This is a genomic window from Acetobacter pomorum (assembly GCF_002738225.1).
Classification (GTDB): Bacteria; Pseudomonadota; Alphaproteobacteria; order Acetobacterales; family Acetobacteraceae; genus Acetobacter; species Acetobacter pomorum.
This window is the reverse complement of record NZ_PEBQ01000108.1, coordinates 57,213-76,245: the sequence shown is the minus strand read 5'-3', so window position 1 is coordinate 76,245 and position 19,033 is coordinate 57,213. Positions and strand designations below refer to the sequence as shown.

Here is a 19,033-nt window from a genome sequence, read left to right as displayed (position 1 = left end):
AGACTATAAAAGGAGCCGCTGACAGCCATGCAAATGGATAGGCAGGTAGAATCTGCACTGGAGTTGCTGGCACAGGGCAATGCTGAACAGGCTTTGCGTGTTCTGCAAGATGGCTTGCGGCAGAATCCGCACCATGCTGGCGCACTGCATGGCATGGCCTGTGTAGCGCGCGCGGGCGGAGATAACCGTGCCGCTGTGGCTTTGGCGGCCAAGGCTGTGCAGTTACAGGCTGAACCACATTTTCATATCACGCTGGGTTTGGCGTTGCTGGCGGAAGGAAAGATAGAGGCCGCACGCGCAGCTATCCACGTTGCCGTTCTGGCATCACCAAGAGACCCGCGTGCGCATGATGCCATGGCCAGTGTTCTGGAAGCGCAGCAACGTATTGCAGAGGCTGAACGTGCTTTGCGCACGGCCATAAAGTTACGGCCATTGGAACAGGAGCGGCATCTGGCTCTGGCTGCTTTTCTATCTCGTCACGCACAGATGGAGAAAGCGATAGATGTTTCGGGCAAGGCTTTGCGGCTGAATGCGCAAAATCTGTTTGCACAAAATCTGCATGGCATGATTTTGCATGGAGCTGGCAAGGTTGCGGAGGCTGAACCGTATTTTCGGAGGGTGGCGGCAGAATTGCCAACGTCCGCACCCGCTTTGGCCAATCATGGGGCGGCGTTGTTTGCAACCCGCAATTATGAGGAAGCCCGAAACGTTCTGGAAAAATCTGCCCAACTGGAACCCAAAGCAGCAGAAACACGCAGCAATCTGGGGCTGGTATGTATGGCGTTGGGGCAGTTGAAAGAAGCCGCGCAAGAACTTCAGGCCGCATGTGCATTGCAACATCATGATGCACGCCTCATGTTTAATTACGGCACTGTTCTGGCTGATCTGGGTGAAAGTGCGCAGGCGGAAGCATTGTTTCGCAAAGCAGAGGAGCTGGCTGGCAAAGGTGTGGATGCCGCTCGTGCACGTATGAACCGTGGCGTGATGTATTTGGCAGAAGGCCGGTTTGCCCAAGGTTGGCAACTGTTAGAGGCCCGTCGCCAGCTTGTAGCCCCTCCGGCCTGTGCTGCCGGGTTGCCGCAATGGGAGGGTAAGCCACAAGCAGACCCCGTGCTGCTTTATGCTGAGCAAGGTTTGGGCGATGTGTTGCAGTTTCTGCGCTATGTTGCCCCTGCGGCCCAGCGTGTGCCGGTTTTGCTACATGTGCCGCACAGCATCCATCGTTTTGTGCAGCAGATGGATCTCGCCCATCTGCCGAATGTAGAAGTATCTCCTAACGAACATGCCTCCAAAGCCACAGCGGCTTGTGGTCTTATGAGCTTGCCGGATGTGCTAGGGTTGGCAGCGCCTTTTGCATGGCAGTCCGATATTGCAGGCGTGCAAAAACCCATATCAGTTGGGGCAAAAAAACTGCTGCGGATCGGGCTATGCTGGGCCGGAAGCCCAACTTATCAGTTTGACCGTAGGCGTTCAATAAATCCGCAGGTTTTGGCGCCCTTGAGTGGGCTGGATAATGTTGTGTTCCAGTCTCTTCAAAAATATGCTGAGGGCACGCAACCACCATTCCCAATGGAAAAATTGCCTCAAGGTGATGTGCTGGAAACAGCCCGTATCATGATCGGCCTGGATGTGGTGGTGACTGTAGATACCATGATCGCTCATTTGGGCGGTCTGCTGGGCGTGCCCGTATTGCTGCTTGATCGCTTTGGCGGAGACTGGCGCTGGGCATCTGGTTCCACCATCACGCAGCCAGATGGAGAAGTGCGTAGCCTGTGGTATCCATCCGTTCGGGTGATACGCCAGCCACAGGCAGGCGAGGGGAATGCCCCGTGGCAACCCTGCATTGCCACCGTTGTGCAGATTTTGCAGAAGATGGCTGAAAAACGCACAGATATCGTGCCCTAAAGGCTGTTGCCGCTGTGTGTGAGCACTTTATGATAGAGGTATGACACGCATTTCCTCCAAAGGTGCCACGCCAGCAATGGCGCAATGGTTTACTCTCAAGGCCGAAAACCCAGAAGCCCTGCTGTTTTTTCGCATGGGTGATTTTTACGAACTGTTTTTTGATGATGCCACGGCTGCAGCCGCTGCGCTGGATATTGCCCTGACAGCGCGCGGCACGCATGCGGGGGAGCCGATTCCCATGTGTGGGGTGCCCGTGGCGGCGGCCCCTGCTTATCTTGCGCGTCTGATCCGGCGCGGTTTCCGCGTGGCGGTGGCGGAACAGACAGAAACACCCCGCAAAGGCAGGCCAGCCAACAAGGGACCTTTGGCGCGTGGTGTTGTGAGAGTGATTACTCCCGGCACGCTTACAGAAGATGAACTGCTGGAACCTGGGCGCTCCAACCTTTTGCTCGCATTGGCGCTCGCTGCGCCGCAAGGAAAGGGGAAAGGTAAAAAGGCCGAGGTATCCTTTGCTGATACAGTGATCGGTGCCGCGTGGATTGATGTTTCAACCGGGCTGTTTGAAACCGAAAGCCTGACAGGCAAAGGCCTTCCCGCGCTTTTGGGCCGTTTGGATCCTGCAGAAATTCTGGCGCCCGCCATTCTTGATCTGGCGGATTACGAGGCCCGGCGTGCGCCAGAAACGGTGGCATCAGGCGCGGATACAGCTCGCCAGCGTTTGGCCAATGCCTTTGATGTGGCCAGTATAGAAGCCTTTGGCACTTTTACGGATGAGGAAAGCGTGGCCGCTGCTATGGCAGTGGAATATGTGCAGCGCAGTCAGGCTGGCAAGTTGCCACGTTTGGCGCATCCGGTTCCGCAGAATGAAAGCGGGATTCTGGGGATAGATCCGGCCACACGTGCCAGTTTGGATATTTTGCGTGCGCGAGACGGAGGGGAGGAACATACGTTATTTTCCGCCGTAAACCGTACGGTCAGTGCCGCAGGGGCGCGTATGCTGGCGGAATGGCTGGCCGCCCCCCTTACACATGCAGGGCAGATTGCTGCCCGGCAGGATGGCTGGTGGTGGCTGAAAGAAGATTCCGTGCGCCGAGAGGCATTGCGCGGCACACTTAAAAAAGCGCCCGATATTGCACGCGCACTCGGTCGCTTATCTCTGGGCCGCGGGCAACCGCGAGATCTGGCAGCCATGCGTGATGGCCTTATGGTAGCGCGGGAAGCGGCACGCATTCTTACGGGGGGCAACGCCTCTTTGCCGCCAGCCATACATCAGGCTGTTACACGGTTGGGCGGAGGGCAGGCGCTTGAAGCCGAACTGGTGCGCGCGTTGGCGGAAAATCTTCCGGCGCGGTTGGATGATGGTGGCGTTATTGCACAAGGCTATGATGTCAAGCTGGATGAATACCGTGGATTGCGTGATGATTCGCGCCGTCTGATCGCGGGTTTGCAGGCCAAATATGCTGCGCATTACGGGTTAAATAGCCTTAAAATTCGCCATCACGCGCAGCTTGGTTATGTCATGGAAGTGCCTGTGGCTGCCAGCGCCAAACTGAAGGATAAGCCAGAACTTATCTTGCGGCAGGGTACGGCCAGCAACGCGCGTTTTGCTACGGAAGAACTCTCAACGCTGGATGCCCGCATAACAGAAGCAGCAGAGAAGGCCGCGCAACGGGAAAAAGAATTGTTCAGCAAGCTGGTTGCGCAGGTTCTGGCAGAGCGTAGCATGCCGGTTCTGGCACAGGCTTTGGCTGTATTGGATGTTTTACAGTCCTGTGCTGATCTGGCGGGGAATGGCACATGGTGCCGGCCAGAGGTGACGGAAGATTGTGCATTTGCCTTGGAAGGATGCCGCCACCCGGTGGTGGAAGCTGCCCTGCCAGCAGGCACACGCTTTACGCCCAACACATGTGATCTAGCACCGCAACAGCGCGTTATGCTGCTCACAGGGCCAAATATGGCCGGTAAGTCCACCTATCTGCGCCAGACGGCGCTGGCTGTTATTTTGGCGCAGGGTGGCTTTCCCGTTCCCGCAGATCGGGTGCGAATCGGGGTGGTGGACCAGCTTTTCTCCCGCGTGGGGGCTTCTGATGATCTGGCACGTGGGCGCTCCACCTTTATGGTGGAAATGACAGAAACAGCCGCCATTCTTAATCAGGCTGGCCCGCGTTCTTTGGTTGTGGTGGATGAGATCGGGCGTGGCACGGCTACGTTGGATGGTTTGGCTATTGCATGGGCCGTGTTGGAGGCTTTGCATTCAACCGTGCGCTGCCGCGCAATTTTTGCAACGCATTTTCATGAACTTTCGCGCTTGGTGGATACGTTGCCGCGGCTTTCCCTGCACACTATGGCAGTGCGGGAATGGCGGGGGCAGATTGTGTTTTTGCATGAAGTGCTTGCAGGATCAGCCAAAAAAAGCTGGGGTGTGCATGTTGCCCGGTTGGCTGGCGTGCCGCATGCTGTAGTAGACCGGGCCGGACGCCTGCTGCGGGAGTTGGAACGTGCTGAAAATACAATACCCGAACCTCTGCCGCTGTTTGACACGCAGAAGACATTACCCATTGAACCCCAAAATACGTTAAGTAAACGTTTGATGGAGATTGACCCGGATAGTCTGACACCCCGTGCAGCGCTGGATCTTCTGTATGAATTGCGCAAGGAAGCCGCGCAGGAAGATCAGGCACAGGTGGCAGAATAGATACCAAGATGCCAGACCGTATTCAGGAGCAGAATTCCCCTCTCATGCCCACCCCTTCCGTAGAGCCTGCCGCCGCGCAGCAGTCCGACATGACCATGCTGGCAACCCTAACGCCAGAAATGCTTTCTGCGTGTCTGACGCGGGAATTAAGAGACGCCACACCGGAAGATGCTGTTATTCCTGAACGGGATGATGCTGTTGCCATTTTCCGCCGTCATCTGGGGCGGTATCAGGCAGATATTCGTGCCCGGTTTGAGCAGCATGAGCTTAAAGGGGCTGCGGCGGCCAAAAAGATAGCGGCTTTTACAGATGTTATGGTACGGGCCATTGTAGATCTGGCTGTACGCGCCACTATTGGAGTGGGTATTGTAGAAAGTGGCACATTGCCCAGTTTTGCCATAGCGGCAACAGGTGGCTATGGGCGTGGGCTTCTGGCGCCGTTCAGTGATATTGATCTGCTGTTTTTGGTGGCGGAGGAAAGTGCAGAACGGGCTCACCCGCTTATTGAATACGTTTTGTATTTTCTATGGGATCTGGGCGTAAAGGTGGGGCACGCCACCCGCACCATTAATGAATGTATTGAAGAATCCAAAAAGGACACCACAGTCCGCACAGCATTGCTGGATGCGCGCCAGCTGGCCGGAGATACAGCTCTTTTTGCAACGTTTGAGGCCCGATATATTCTGGCCAGCGTAGAGGCCGGTGCTGCTGGTTTTATCCATGACAAACGCCGTGAACGTTTGGAACGGCACCGGCGCTTTGGAGATAGCCCCTACCTGGTGGAACCCAACATCAAGGAAGGGCGCGGCGGGCTGCGTGATCTGCAAACCCTGTATTGGATGTGCCGCAACACCTTTGGCACGCGGCATGTAAAAGACCTGCTAGCTCCAGAATTTATTTGGATGGGCCTGCTGACGGAGCAGGAAGCTGCGCGTGCCCGACGTTCTTGGGATTTTTTGTGGACGGTGCGTTTGCACCTGCACTATGTGGCAGGGCGTGCGGAGGAACGGCTGACCTTTGATATGCAGCCCGTTATTGGTGCCCGTATGGGGTATACCCGGCATGGGCGGCAGAATGGGGTAGAGCGCTTTATGCGCCATTACTTCCTGACTGCGCGGGAAGTTATGCGGCTGACCCATGTGCTGGAACCTGCAGTGCTGCGGCAGGCTCAAGGCCCTGTGGCCAATGCGGCCAAGCCGGATGAGGCCATGCGGCAGGCCGGGTTTACCTTGCTGGACGGGCAGATCCTACCTGATCGTGGCGTAAGCTTCGATCAGGAACCCATTAAAATGATGCAGATTCTGGATTGGGCACGTGTGCGCCGCCGTCCGTTGCATCCATTGGCGCGGCATCAGCTTATCCGGTGGGAGCGGAGGGCCACAAGCCTGCGGGATAACCCGGAAGCCTCACGCATTTTCCTTGATCTGCTGTGTGGTGATGAGTCCACGGTGGAACAAAAGCCCCGGCGTCGCCCCGCAACAGCTTCTGTGCCGTCTGTGGTGGAAGAAAGTGGCTTGTCCTACTCTGCGGCCTATGGAGAATATCCGCCAGCAGGGCATGCACACTGGCTGCATATTCTGAATGAAACCGGCATTTTTGGCCGTCTGATTCCAGATTGGGCGCGTATTGTCGGGCAGATGCAGTTTGATACGTACCACGTGTTTACGGTGGATGAGCACACCATAGAAGCCGTGCGTATTTTGGATGAAGTAGCCGCTGGCCGCATGGCAGATGAAATCCCCATTGCTTACGAGCTGGTCAAGGGCCTGCATTCCAAACGGGCGCTGTATATGTCCGTGTTGCTGCATGATGTGGCCAAGGGGCGGGGTGGAGATCATTCTGAAATCGGGGCGGAAATTGCGGCAGAACTTTGCCCGCGCCTTGGTATGTCGGGTGAGGAAACAGAAACAGTTTCATGGTTGGTGCTGCATCATCTGCTGCTGAGCCATACAGCATTCCAGCGTGATATTGATGACCCCAAAACCATTCTGGATGTGGCGGATATTGTTCAGTCTCCAGAACGTCTGCGCCTGTTGCTGCTGTTGACCATTGTGGATATGCGTGCCGTCAGTTCCCGCGTATGGAATGCATGGAAGGCCACGCTCCTGCGTGAATTGTATGTGCGTGTGGCAGAAGTTCTGGCCGGGGGGCTGGCAACAACAGAGCGCGATGTGCGTGTGCGCCACGCCAAGGAAATTACAGCAGATATTCTGGCTGAAGACGGTATTCCGCAAAAGGATATAGAACGTTTTCTGGGGTTGGGATATGCAGGGTATTGGCTTTCCTTTGATTATGAAACACATCGGCGCCATGCGCGTCTTATTCGTGCGGCAGACGCTAAGGATGCGCCGCTTACAGTAGAAGTACTGCCCCTGCCAGCGCGAGGGGTTACGGAAGTCACCATTTACACGGTGGACGTGCCAGGCCTGTTTTCAAAAATAGCTGGGGCTCTGGCTTTGGCTGGCGCTTCCATTGTGGATGCGCGTATTCATACCATGACGCACGGTATGGCGCTGGATACATTCTGGATTCAGGATACCTCCGGGCAGGCGTACGAGGAAACGCATAAACTTGCCCGGTTGGCATCTCTGATTGAGCAGGGATTAAGCGGCCATCTGGATATTGGTGAGGAAATTGCCCGTGCCGGGTTTGGACACATGCCTATGCGCATGCGTGCCATCCATGTTCCACCGCGCGTGGTCATAGATAACGGAATTTCCAACACCTATACCGTTATTGAAATCAATGGGCGTGACCGGCCCGGCCTGTTGCATGATGTGACAGCAGCCATGAGCCGTGAAAACCTGCAAATTGCCTCGGCCCATATCACCACATATGGCGTGCGGGCCGTGGACGTTTTTTATGTGAAAGACCTTTTTGGTCTGAAAATCACGGATAAAAAACGTCTGGAAGAAATTCGGGAGCGTTTGCTGGCCGGGCTGAAAGAGGCTGAAGCCGAGGCCAGCGCATGTGCGGATGCCCGTTATTCAGCCTGATTTTTCAGGCTGAAACAGGATGATGGCCGGGGCTGGCGGCGGAAAGACCGTGGTTAAGCCCCGCCCGTAGCTGCTGGCCTGCGGGTGTGCTGGTATCTATCAGGCCATGGCGCAGGAACAGGTCAATCAGTACCAGATTGACGTTGAACTTAAATTCATCCGTGTCCCGCACGATCTGAAAAACCTCGGATAAAGGTAGTAGGGCGAAGGATTCCACTTCACCGTCTGCGGCTTCTGGCTCAAAGTTTTCGGGCAGATACAGATCGTAACAGACTAAAATATCCCGCCGCAGGCCTTCAGGCCGTTCCATGGCATAAACCAGATGCCCGGTTTCCTGTGCCTGAGCGACAAGATCACGGGGAATACTGGCTTCTTCCGCAGCTTCTTTTATCAAGGCTTCGCGGGGGGTGTGGCCCGCAGGTACGCCACCTGCCACCAGATGGTCCAGTTTGGAGGGGTCCAGCCGCTTGTTTGCAGCCCGGCGACCTGTCCATAGGTAAAGGCCATCTGCCTTGCGGACCAATCCATTCATATGCACGCCTACGGCAACCAGCCCAAACAGAGGTAAGGCTCCTCGGTCAATGCGCCCAATGGCAGGTTGGCCTGCATCTGTTCGGACATCAAACAGCTCGTGGTGGGAGCGATAAAAGCCTTCCTGCGCCAGAACTTCACCCAACGCTTCCAGTTTGGTGGGGTCTGGTAGGTTAAAGCCGGATGTGCGGTTGCCAAGGCCTTCTTGTTCCAGCCTGTCAAACAGTTCCGGTGTAATCCATCCCGCAGCTGTACCCGCCAGAGAAAAAGAGGCACGTTTGCCAGGAATGATAGCCGTGTTGCACTGCCTGAGATGCCGAAGAAAAGGCGTGATGTCAGAAGACATGGAAACAAGATCCTGTTGAACTGTGCCGAACGTGTCTGACGTTGTTATCGGGTGTGGTAAAGGCGGTGGCAAGGTGTGGCGGGGTTGCAAAATGCGCCCAGCATGGCACATGCGGGGTATGTCCCCACGTCGCGCGGCTGCCGGGTCGCTCAAAAAGCCGGTTTCCATAACACTTTCACGTTTGCTGCCATATTTGTGGCCACAGGAAAATCATGCCCTGCGCTGGCGCGTTGTGCTGGTTCTTGTGGTTATGCTGGGGGGCGAACTGGCCACATTGGGTATTCCGCTTGTTTACAGCCGTGTGGTGGATAAGTTTACGCACCCGCATTCGCTGGCCATGGCGCCAGCGGCTCTTATTCTCTGTTATGGATTAGTGCGGCTGGTTTCTGCAGCACTTACCAATTTGCGAGATGCGTTGTTTGCGCCAGTCAGGTTTCGGGTGGCAAGGCAGGCGGCTTACCGCAGTTTTGAGCACATGCATGCACTTTCCCTGCGGTTCCATCTGGACCGTCGTACTGGTGGGGTCACACGCGCGATTGAACGCGGCACAGAGGCTGTGGAAACTCTGCTGCGGATGATCATGTCCATCTCTCCTACCATCGTGCAGGCAGCGCTGGTGATGGTGGTTATCTGGCGTGTTTTTAACTGGCAGTATGTGGCGCTAATGGCGTTGATGATTGCAGCCTACATTCTGTTTACCGTGCGCTTTACATCCTGGCGGCTTGGTATTCGACGTGAGATGAATGAAACCAACAGCGAGGCCACGGGCAAAGCGCTGGACAGCTTGCTGAACTACGAAACCGTAAAATATTTTGGCAATGAGCAGCACGAAGCCCAAAGGTATGACAGCGCACAGGCGCGTTATGAACTGGCCGCGCGCAAAACGCAGTATTCCCTAGGGTTTCTCAACTTTGGGCAGGCCGCCATTATCGCGCTGTCGCTTACCGCCATTATGCTGTTGGGCGGGCATGATATTGAAGCCGGGCGCATTACGGTTGGCGAGTTTGTGATGGTCAACACATATCTGCTGCAACTCTATGGGCCGCTGAATTTTCTGGGTTCTGTTTATTCCGCCATTCGTACCGCGTTGGTGGATCTTGAACACATGCTGGGGTTGACGGAAGAGGAAGTGGAGGTGGCAGACCCTGTGCATCCGCTCTCAATCGCCACGCGCCTCCAGGTTTCTGCGCCTGCACGTGTTGCGTTCAGGGATGTACATTTTGGATACCGACCGGAGCGTGAAATTCTGCATGGTATCAGTTTTGAGGTGGCTCCAGGGCGCAAGGTGGCCATTGTGGGCACCACAGGGGCAGGAAAATCCACCATCAGCCGACTATTGTTCCGGTTTTACGATGTATGGTCCGGTGCCGTAATGGTGGATGGGCATGATGTGCGGGATTATCGACAAGCAGATTTGCGGGCAGCCATTGGCGTGGTGCCGCAAGATACCGTGCTGTTTAATGAAAGTATTGGCTACAATATTGCCTATGGACGACTAGGGGCCACGCCCGCAGAGGTGCAGCAGGCGGCCCAGCTTGCGCAGATACATGATTTTATCATGTCCTTGCCGGAAGGGTATGAAACACAGGTTGGTGAGCGGGGGCTGAAACTTTCCGGTGGAGAAAAACAGCGTGTTGCCATTGCCCGTACGATTTTGAAAGACCCACGCGTTCTTGTGCTTGACGAGGCCACGAGTGCGTTAGACACACATACTGAAAAAGAAATACAGGCCGCGCTTAAAACGGTTTCAGCGCGCCGCACAACGCTTGTGATTGCCCATCGCTTATCCACTATTGTGGATGCAGATGAAATTCTGGTTATGGCAGATGGGTATATTGTTGAGCGTGGCACGCATGCAGCCCTGCTTGCCCAGAATGCTGTCTATGCATCCATGTGGGCTGCCCAAGGTGGAGAAAGCGGGCAGGAGGCATGATAAGCAAGGGGCTGGCCTGCGGGTAAGGCTGGACTATGTCTGACGAATCGCGCGCCCGCAGCGGATACGGGCCGCAGAAAAATGAAGGATCAAAAGAGATGACCGAAACAGCAGGGCAGACTCCCGAAGCCGGATCAAACAGAGACGTGCCCGAAGATCTGGAACGGTGCAACATGGTTATTCAGCACGCCGTTGAGCACCTGCGGAATGAAAAATATCCTCCGCTGGCAGTGGCCTCCGCTCTTTTGGGCAATTCTGTAGGTATTCTTGCCCAGATTATGGATAAGGACACCGTTTTGCGCATTCTCGACTCAGCTTCCCAGAGCGTCAGATCGGGGGAAGTGCATGCGTCTGTCAGGGCACAGACTGGGCAGGAAAACGAGAAAGCCTGAGCACAACCCTTGACTGAACGCCGTGGCTAAGCCATAAGCCGCGCCAATCCTGAATGTGGTCGCCGGGCGCTTGTCTCGGCCCTCTGTTCCTATTTTGTATAAGACAAGGATGAGACAATGTCCCGTCGTTGCCAGATTACCGGCAAAGGTGTGCTGACCGGAAACAACGTCAGCCACGCTAACAACAAATCCCGCCGTCGCTTCCTGCCCAACCTGCAGGATGCTTCCTTGGTTTCTGAAACTCTGGGTTCTGCCGTGCGTATGCGCGTAAGCGCCCGTGGCCTGCGCACCATTGAGCACAATGGCGGCTTGGATGCATTCCTGCTGAGCACGCCTAACCGCAAGCTTCCTGAAGAAGCACAGGTCATCAAGCGCCGCGTTCTGCGCGCTCAGGCCAAAAAGCAGGCTGCCGCAGGCGCCTGATTCAGGGGTTTACCTTATTCAGTGGGGCCGGATCTGCTCAGTTAAAAGGGTAGGGCCGGTTTCTGCGGTGTAGATGTCTGGCAAGGTGCCAGACATCGTCGTCTATCGGCCGGTTTCCGGCAGCCGGGTTTCCTGAAGATTTTAACATCACAGGTGCCAATACGGCGCGCGGCGGCCACAGGCGCGAAGGGGTTTCCATTCGCGCCTGACCTGTTTTCTGGAGGTTTTCGTGTCCGCCACATCCGATCTGTCCAAGATTCGTAATATCGGTATTACCGCGCATATTGACGCAGGTAAGACGACCACGACCGAACGTATGCTGTACTACACCGGCGTGTCCCATAAAATTGGTGAAGTGCACGAAGGTAACACCACGACTGACTACATGGCTCAGGAACGTGAACGTGGTATTACCATTACGTCCGCCGCCGTGACCTGTGAGTGGGACGGCCACCGTATCAACATTATTGATACACCCGGACATATCGACTTCAACATTGAAGTGAACCGCTCCCTGCGCGTGCTCGATGGGGCCGTGTTCATTATTGAAGGTGTGGCTGGTGTGCAGCCGCAGTCCGAAACCAACTGGCGTCTGGCAGACCGCTACAAGGTGCCTCGGATCATCTTCATCAACAAGTTGGACCGTACTGGCGCAGATTTCTACCGTGCATTTGATACGCTGAAAGAAAAGCTGGATATCGTTGCTATCCCGCTGCAGTTGCCAATTGGCGCAGAAGACAAGTTTGTTGGCGTTGTTGATCTGGTGGAAATGAAGGCCATCGTCTGGGAAGGCGGTGAACTTGGCGCGAAGTTCCACGACGAAGAAATTCCGGCTGATCTGAAGGAAAAGGCTGCAGAAGCACGCCAGAACCTGCTGGATACGGCATTGGCTGTTGATGATGCAGCTATGGAAGAATACTTCGATAAGGGTGATGTTTCTGTTGAAACCCTGAAGCGCTGCATCAAAAAAGGCGCTATTTCTGGTGAGTTCCGTCCAGTTCTGTGCGGCACGGCGTTCAAGAACAAGGGCGTGCAGCCCCTGCTCGATGCCATCATTGATTACCTGCCGGCTCCGAACGACGTTGAAGGTATTCGTTGCGCTCCGCCGGAAGGTGAAGAAGAAGACGAAAAAAACCAGCCCATCATTCCGGTTGACCCGAATGGTAAGTTTGCTGGTCTGGCCTTTAAGATCATCAACGACAAATACGGCACGCTGACCTTTGTGCGCGTTTATCGCGGTGTGCTTAAAACCGGTGATACGGTTCTGAATACCACCAAGGGTCACAAGGAACGTATTGGCCGTATCTATCAGATGCATGCTGATAAGCGTGAAGAACTGACGGAAGTGCACGCTGGTGATATTGCTGCGTTTGTGGGCCTGAAAGACTCCCAGACTGGTGACACGCTGGCAGATCCGGCAGATCCGGTTGTTCTGGAACGTATGTCCTTCCCGGTTCCGGTTATCGACATCTCTGTTGAGCCGAAAACCAAGGATGCCGTGGAAAAGATGACACTGGCCCTGCAGAAGCTGGCTGGTGAAGATCCCTCCCTGCAGCTCAAGACCGATCAGGAAACAGGCCAGACCATTCTGTCCGGTATGGGCGAACTGCATCTGGACATCATTATCGACCGTCTGCGTCGTGAATATGGTGTGGATGCAAACGTGGGCGCACCGCAGGTGGCATACCGTGAAACCATCACGCAGCCGCATACGGAAACCTACACCCATAAAAAGCAGTCTGGTGGTTCCGGTCAGTTCGCTGAAGTGAAGATTGAGTTCCAGCCGGTTGAACGTAACGAAGGTATCCTGTTCGAAAACAAGGTTGTTGGTGGTGCTGTTCCCAGAGAATACATCCCGGCAGTTGAAAAGGGTATTCGCGTTCAGTCTTCCACCGGTGTGCTGGCAGGCTTCCCGACAGTGGACTTCAAGTTCACGCTGCTTGACGGTAAGTACCATGACGTTGACTCGTCCGCTCTGGCGTTCGAAATCGCGGCAAAGGCCTGTTTCCGTGAAGGCATGAAAAAAGCTGGTCCGGTTATTCTGGAACCGATCATGGACGTGGAAATCACCACCCCGAACGATCACGTTGGTGACGTGGTGGGTGACCTGAACCGTCGTCGTGGCATGATCCAGAGCCAGGAAACCTCCGGTTCTACCGTTATGGTGCGTGCTTATGTGCCGCTGAAAGAAATGTTCGGTTACATTTCTCACCTGCGTTCCATGACAAAGGGTCGTGCATCCTTCACCATGCAGTTCCATCACTACGATCCGGTGCCGCGCAACGTTGCTGAAGAAATCATGGCACAGTCCAAGTAATTTCAGCCGGTTTTCGGTTTCGGAATATAAAGGCCGCTCTCTGCAAAGGGGGCGGCTTTTTTATTGTGTAAAACCAGATTACGTTGCGTGCGCTAAATACAAAGCGGCATGTTGTGGCGTAAGATCACCGCGCTGTGAGTGTTTTGTGATGGCACAGAAAAGAAACGGAAAGACAAGCAAGATGCCAAAGCTGTTTGGATGTGCACCCGATGCGATCACGCAGACAACGCGGGTAAACCGGCGTAAGCTTGTGCAGTTTGCGCTAGGGGGTATGGCATCGGGCTTTTTTGCGCGCAAAGCTTTTGCGCAGGCGCCTTCATTGGCGTTTGCATCTTCTTCTGTAGATAAAATGCCGCCTATCAACGGAGTTTATGATTGGCGTGCCTTGCCCCCAACGCCCTTGGCGCTGGAAGCGGAAAGTGGTGGTCTATCAGTAGATACGGGCATGGTGCCAGCGCAAGGCAAGGCACAGCTCTATTATGCTTCAGCCGGAGAAGGGGTGCCCGTCATGCTGCTGCATGATGGTCTGGCCAATTCCAACTATATGGGAGATCTGGCTCGTGCATTGCTGCGTGCCAGATGCCGTGTGATTGTTGTGGATATGCGCGGGCATGGGCGTAGTACCTTGGGGGCCTTGCCTTTGGGGTATGACCTACTGGCCGATGATGTGCTGACAGTTATGGCCTTTCTACACTTGCGACGTGTGGCCTTGGTTGGGTGGGGAGATGGCGCCGTGCAGGCGTTGGATGTAGGCATGCGCCACCCAAGCAGCGTAAGCCGCATATTTGCGTTTGCACCGTGGAGCACGCCAGATGGCCTGTTATCCCGTGCAGAAGGTATTCCCGCTTACAAATCCTTTATGGAAAGAACCCGGCAGGAATATCGGCAACTTTCTCCAACACCGCATCGGTTTGAAGATGTTGAGTCTGCTCTACAAACCATGCGCAGCAGGCAGCCTAACTGGAATGATGCAGACCTGATGCGGGTTACAGCGCCATTATGGGTGGCTGCGGCAGATCATGATGGTGTTGTGGGGCGTGTACAGGCAGAGCATATGGCTGCAACAATAGAAGGAGCAGGCTTACTTGTGCTGCCCAACACCAGCCATTTTGCATTTTTGCAAAATCCGCAACTGTTTACGTTGGCGGTAGAAAGTTTTCTGGGTGGCCGGTAAATATACGGGGCTACCATGCAGGTAACCCCGGTAAAATATTAAGCTTTAACCAAATGCACCAATGTTGTGCATGATGGCCACACTAATTTCACGGATAAGTTCAAACATCTGCTGCATGGGTGCAAAGATGTCGCGATGTTCGCGTTCGTAAATACCTTCTTCCCGCGGGCCTTGTGGTTCATGAAAATCAAGGGTGGTTGGGCTGGTTGTGGTGGGGAAGATATGCGCCAGTTCTTCCAGCACGGTTGGAATATCCAGACACAGCATATGCTGCATCATCACATCATGATTAAAACCCCCACGCGGCATGAAGAAAGGAATACGGCATGCCAGCAGCCAAATCTGTTCAATAAGCATAATGCGGATGGCATGTAGCAAGCGAATTTGCGGTTCTGTCCGCGGCGCATGTACCCATGCATCTCTTAATGCAAGGTGATCAGCCTGAATGCGGCGAAACATGGTGTGAAGTTCTGCCGAGAGATCAAGCTTTTCCAGATCATGCATTAAAGACAGAAAAGCCTGCTGGCGCGCAGGGGTTTGCTCTTCTGTAGCACGGTCCAGCCAGAAGCCGGGATCAAGCAGGCAGACAACGCTTTTCAGAACCTTATCATCCGAGCAGGCAAGACCATGCTGGGCAAAATCCAGCGCACGATGAAAACGCGGGCTGGATGTGCGGAATGTTTCAAAGGTTTCCGGGTGGCGGCGTACAGCAGCCCCTAGCCCTTGCAGAGTATTGGCGCACCACCCCAACTGTTGAAGAATGGCATTGTTGGGAATGGCACGGAGCTGTCCGGGGTGCGTAATGCGCTTACGGGTGGCACTTTCTGCACTTTGCCGTGCAGGTGGACGAGAGCCCGTTCTATCAATAAGCGAGGGGCCAAAAGCGCCCAATAGTGCGGCATAACCGGGGTCTTCCACCAGTTTTTTCATGCCCTCGCTAATGCTGGAAAAGAAATCAGCCGAAAAATCCGGTTGATCGTAAATAGGGTCTTCTTCCTGCCGTAGGGGCAGAAACAGATTTTCCGCAATAGTGGCTAATGTTGCCCCCGCAAGTTCTGGTGTGCCGAAAAGCAGGTAGCCATCACCGCCCTGAAAAGCCGTTTCCTCACGGCAGGCAATGCCTGTTGTTTTAAAACGGGCACGCACATGTGGGGGAGAAAGGTAATCCAGCCGGTCTGCCATACGGAAAGGATGCGCGCCGCGGCCTATGCTTTCACCGTGTGTATCAAAAAACACCACGGTAATATCCTGCATGTTCCAGCGCACAAGCAGATCATGAATACGCAGGCGCAGGCGCTCTATCAGATACGTTGCTGCCAACTGGCCAACGTATCGGCCAGAATCGGAATATCCAAACTGGAAGCAGATACGGCCAATACGGCGGATATACGCACGCCATGTGGGCGAGCGCAGGGCTTCTTCCACAATGTGCTCACCATTCATGAGCGCGTCTTCTGTTTCAAACAGGGGCGAGATTTCTATTTTATCCGCTACGCCAAAGCAGGAGGCCACCCATAGGGCTGAAAGCAGAGTGTAGCCTGTTTCAGTTTCCGCAATCAGGAAACGGACAGGCGTGTCGGAATCGATAAATTTGACCATTTGCGCAATGGTCATCATCAGGCGCCCGGCACTGGACGGATCACTCAACAATGCACCAAAATCTACAGGAACAGGAGATACGGCTTCCAGTGCTTCGTTAATCTGGTTCAGTAGCGCCCGGCGATGTGCGGGGTTGTTGGGGTCATCCAGCAGGTTTAGCTTCTGGCGGACAAAGTTATGGATCTGGGAGGCATTAAGCCGCACATGCGTATGTGCAAGCCCCAGCCCATGTGCCAGAAAACCCGCGCGGGCGACGGCCAATGGAATACGCGCAGAAGGGGGTGCCGTATTGATGGCCGTTTGGAGCAGAGCATCCAGTTCCGCAGCATGTGTTAATGCTGCATCACGCTGAGAAACCAGAAGTTTTGCAAAATGCGCCACAGCCTGCACATCGCTTGGGCCAGTAGGAACAGCGCTAATCTGTTCCTTTACGCAAGTTATGGCGCGTTGCAGTTTTTCTGTCAGTTCAGGGGCCAGCACGCCTTCATGCATGATCTGGCTTTCCAGCCGCATGAGCTGGAACAGCTTCATACGCAGGCGCAGGCGCAGGGTATCCCACCATCCAATATCCGTGCGGCCATCGGTATCATATCCAACCCAGCTGGTGGCAATAACGGGGCAGGGCTTCAGGCTGGTCCATTCTTTTGGCCAGCGGGTAGCGGCTTCTTCCAGCAAGGCGGCAACCAGCAGGTCCATGGCATCCCGTGCACGGGTAATGGCTTGCGCTGCCAGTGTGAATTCTTCTTCCAAAGTGGGGGGAGCGGCACGTCTGTGCGTTTCAAAAAATGGTGCTTCCTGCGGGGGGATGGCTTGGGATGCACTTTCTGCCAAAGCCGCATAGACCGGATTGCTCAGGGCAAAAGTGGGGTGTGCCGTAAAAACCGCTGCAAACTGAATGGCTGAGATACGATCTTGATATTCAGTAAAAGAACCGTTCTCACATGCTTCAGCCACGCCACGTGCCACATTACGGAGTTTTTCCTTGGTGGCGTCAACCGTGGCACCCCCAACATACCGATGCAGCTTACGCGCACGCGCCAGAAAGGCTTCATCACGCAGCTTTTGCACCAAGGAAACAATATCTGCCTGCGAAACTTCTTTGCGGCAAAAAGCTTCTCCTAGTCGGAGCGCAATGCTCATAACAGGATTGGTGCCCTCAGCGGCCGTGCCAGCATCTGGATGTGTTGTGGCGGACGCAAGGATATTGTCCAAAAAAGAAGGGGAAGATGCGTTATCCATAGTCATCAAGGGCGTCCTGAAGGTTCCTGCAATAGAACGGTTATAAAGCCGGAATGAATCGAAATAACAACGAAACAAAGTGAAAAAGAGTGATGAACAACTTTTCACGTCTATGTTTTGCATGCAACCAGCTCACGCACTCTTGGGGGTGTTTGCGCACAGTGCTATTGAATGGGTTATGACATCTCAACCTCATCAGGATGCGGATTTCGCTGCCCGCCAGACACTGCGGCGATATAAGAATGCAGCTACAGGGCTGGTGGGCCTTATGGCTGGCGTAACCGTGCTGGGATATGCAGCCCCAGCCGCTGGTTGGGTGAGGGATGGTTTCTGGCTGGAAATGCTGCGGGCCGGGGCGCGGGCCGGCGTTGTAGGTGGTCTGGCAGACTGGTTTGCTGTGGTGGCGCTGTTTAGGCGGCCTATGGGGCTGCCTATTCCGCATACTGCTATTCTGCCAGCTCAAAAGGACAGGCTGGGGCGGGCGCTGGGGCGGTTTGTTGCCGGGCAGGTGTTTACGCAAAAAGAAGTTGAGCGTGTATTAGGGCAGGTAGATCTTCCTGCTTTTATGGCGGATATGCTGGATGACCCCGGCACGCGGGATGCGTTGGTAAAATCCATAACACGTTCTTTGCCACAGATGCTGGACAGGCTGGAAGATGGCCGTGCCAGTAATGCTGTGGCCCGCATTATGCCCAAGCTTTTGGGTGGCAGTAATCTCGCTCCTATTATTGCGCGTGCCCTGCGTAGCCTTGTGGATGACGATAAACATCAGGAAGTGCTCTCCTTCCTGCTTGAGCAGATCAAGGATGCGTTACAATCCAAGGAAGGCGCTTTGCGCCAGATGATTGAGGAGCGCGTGCGTGAACAGGGCGGGCGTTTGCTGGGCTGGGCAATAGGGGGGTCTATTGCCACCAAGGTCCTGCTGGCTGCAGCAAAGGAGCTGGACCGAATCGATCCACAAAATTCCAGCTTGCGTGAAGGCTTTACCAGCTGGGTGCGTGGCCAGATTGATCGCATAGAAACAGACCCGGAAAAGGGGAAAGAGTTTTCCCAAACCATTATGGGGGTGCTGTCTCATGAAAGTGTTGTGGGCTGGTGGGGAGATATCTGGCAGCGTTTCCGCCGTATGGTGGAAGCCGATGTGGAAGACCCGGAGGGTCGCATAGCCTCGGTGGTGCAGGATGCACTTGAACGCATGGCTGCCCAGATGCGCTATGACCAGACCATGCGGCAGAGGATTATGGATAGCGTAAACCGCACGGTTCTGAAGATGCTTCCCTTCATGCGGGAACGCATGGCAGAATTTATTGCCCGTGTTGTTTCTGGCTGGAATGCCGTGGAAATAGCTGAAAAACTTGAGTTGCGGGTCGGCAAGGATCTGCAGTTTATCCGGTTTAATGGCACACTTGTCGGGTTTGGCGTTGGGGCGCTGCTGTTTGCCGTATTACGCCTTCTATTTGGGCTGAACGCCCAGTAGGGCTGT

11 protein-coding genes are annotated in these 19,033 nt (G+C 54.8%); 9 read left to right on the top strand and 2 right to left on the bottom strand.

Translation table 11 applies throughout. From position 1 onward, the window contains the following. The first annotated feature begins 18 nt into the window (after nt 1–18). Genes CSR02_RS08135 through CSR02_RS08125 form a run of 3 tightly spaced genes read left to right on the top strand, consistent with a single transcriptional unit; the run spans nt 19 to nt 7,596 of the window. Nucleotides 19–1,905, top strand: a complete 1,887-nt coding sequence (locus tag CSR02_RS08135; protein WP_099541209.1) for a tetratricopeptide repeat protein — start codon at nt 19–21, stop codon at nt 1,903–1,905. A gap of 40 nt (nt 1,906–1,945) precedes the next feature. After that, complete coding sequence (gene mutS, locus CSR02_RS08130) at nt 1,946–4,600, top strand: DNA mismatch repair protein MutS (RefSeq protein WP_099541208.1); 2,655 nt, start codon at nt 1,946–1,948, stop codon at nt 4,598–4,600. Between the two features lie 8 nt (nt 4,601–4,608). Then, nucleotides 4,609–7,596 carry a [protein-PII] uridylyltransferase gene (locus CSR02_RS08125; RefSeq protein WP_244176870.1) on the top strand — a complete coding sequence of 996 codons (2,988 nt, stop codon included), beginning with the start codon at nt 4,609–4,611 and terminating at the stop codon, nt 7,594–7,596. 4 nt (nt 7,597–7,600) lie between these two features. Here CSR02_RS08125 and CSR02_RS08120 read toward each other — a convergent pair whose 3' ends face one another. Further along, the gene (locus CSR02_RS08120; RefSeq protein WP_099541207.1) at nt 7,601–8,473 is read right to left on the bottom strand and encodes an NUDIX hydrolase; all 873 of its coding nucleotides are present in this window, start codon (nt 8,471–8,473) and stop codon (nt 7,601–7,603) included. A 181-nt stretch (nt 8,474–8,654) separates the two neighbouring features. Here CSR02_RS08120 and CSR02_RS08115 point away from each other — a divergent pair, with 181 nt between their 5' ends. From CSR02_RS08115 to CSR02_RS08095, 5 genes are all read left to right on the top strand, one after another. Further along, the gene (locus CSR02_RS08115) at nt 8,655–10,406 is read left to right on the top strand and encodes an ABCB family ABC transporter ATP-binding protein/permease (protein WP_183172616.1); all 1,752 of its coding nucleotides are present in this window, start codon (nt 8,655–8,657) and stop codon (nt 10,404–10,406) included. 98 nt (nt 10,407–10,504) lie between these two features. Beyond that, entirely contained in the window at nt 10,505–10,798 is a 294-nt protein-coding gene (locus CSR02_RS08110) for a hypothetical protein (RefSeq protein WP_042787690.1), read from the top strand. Between the two features lie 117 nt (nt 10,799–10,915). Then, complete coding sequence (gene rpmB / locus CSR02_RS08105) at nt 10,916–11,221, top strand: 50S ribosomal protein L28 (protein ID WP_003624085.1); 306 nt, start codon at nt 10,916–10,918, stop codon at nt 11,219–11,221. A 229-nt stretch (nt 11,222–11,450) separates the two neighbouring features. Beyond that, the gene (gene fusA, locus CSR02_RS08100) at nt 11,451–13,538 is read left to right on the top strand and encodes an elongation factor G (RefSeq protein ID WP_042787520.1); all 2,088 of its coding nucleotides are present in this window, start codon (nt 11,451–11,453) and stop codon (nt 13,536–13,538) included. 148 nt (nt 13,539–13,686) lie between these two features. Beyond that, nucleotides 13,687–14,712, top strand: coding sequence for an alpha/beta fold hydrolase (locus tag CSR02_RS08095; RefSeq protein ID WP_099541205.1), 1,026 nt, complete (start codon nt 13,687–13,689; stop codon nt 14,710–14,712). Between the two features lie 45 nt (nt 14,713–14,757). On the opposite strand, the gene CSR02_RS08090 is transcribed toward CSR02_RS08095, so the two are convergent. Further along, the gene (locus tag CSR02_RS08090; RefSeq protein ID WP_099541204.1) at nt 14,758–17,556 is read right to left on the bottom strand and encodes a phosphoenolpyruvate carboxylase; all 2,799 of its coding nucleotides are present in this window, start codon (nt 17,554–17,556) and stop codon (nt 14,758–14,760) included. 106 nt (nt 17,557–17,662) lie between these two features. Here CSR02_RS08090 and CSR02_RS08085 point away from each other — a divergent pair, with 106 nt between their 5' ends. Further along, entirely contained in the window at nt 17,663–19,027 is a 1,365-nt protein-coding gene (locus tag CSR02_RS08085) for a DUF445 domain-containing protein (RefSeq protein ID WP_095045857.1), read from the top strand. Nucleotides 19,028–19,033: the final 6 nt, after the last annotated feature.

Bases quoted from the DNA above. Each gene is read 5' to 3' on its own strand.
- CSR02_RS08085 (WP_095045857.1), top strand. From the start codon at position 17,663: ATGTTTTGCATGCAACCAGCTCACGCACTCTTGGGGGTGTTTGCGCAC.
- CSR02_RS08095 (WP_099541205.1), top strand. From the start codon at position 13,687: ATGGCACAGAAAAGAAACGGAAAGACAAGCAAGATGCCAAAGCTGTTT.
- CSR02_RS08125 (WP_244176870.1), top strand. From the start codon at position 4,609: ATGCCAGACCGTATTCAGGAGCAGAATTCCCCTCTCATGCCCACCCCT.
- CSR02_RS08110 (WP_042787690.1), top strand. From the start codon at position 10,505: ATGACCGAAACAGCAGGGCAGACTCCCGAAGCCGGATCAAACAGAGAC.
- CSR02_RS08090 (WP_099541204.1), bottom strand. From the start codon at position 17,556: ATGACTATGGATAACGCATCTTCCCCTTCTTTTTTGGACAATATCCTT.
- CSR02_RS08120 (WP_099541207.1), bottom strand. From the start codon at position 8,473: ATGTCTTCTGACATCACGCCTTTTCTTCGGCATCTCAGGCAGTGCAAC.
- rpmB (WP_003624085.1), top strand. From the start codon at position 10,916: ATGTCCCGTCGTTGCCAGATTACCGGCAAAGGTGTGCTGACCGGAAAC.
- mutS (WP_099541208.1), top strand. From the start codon at position 1,946: ATGACACGCATTTCCTCCAAAGGTGCCACGCCAGCAATGGCGCAATGG.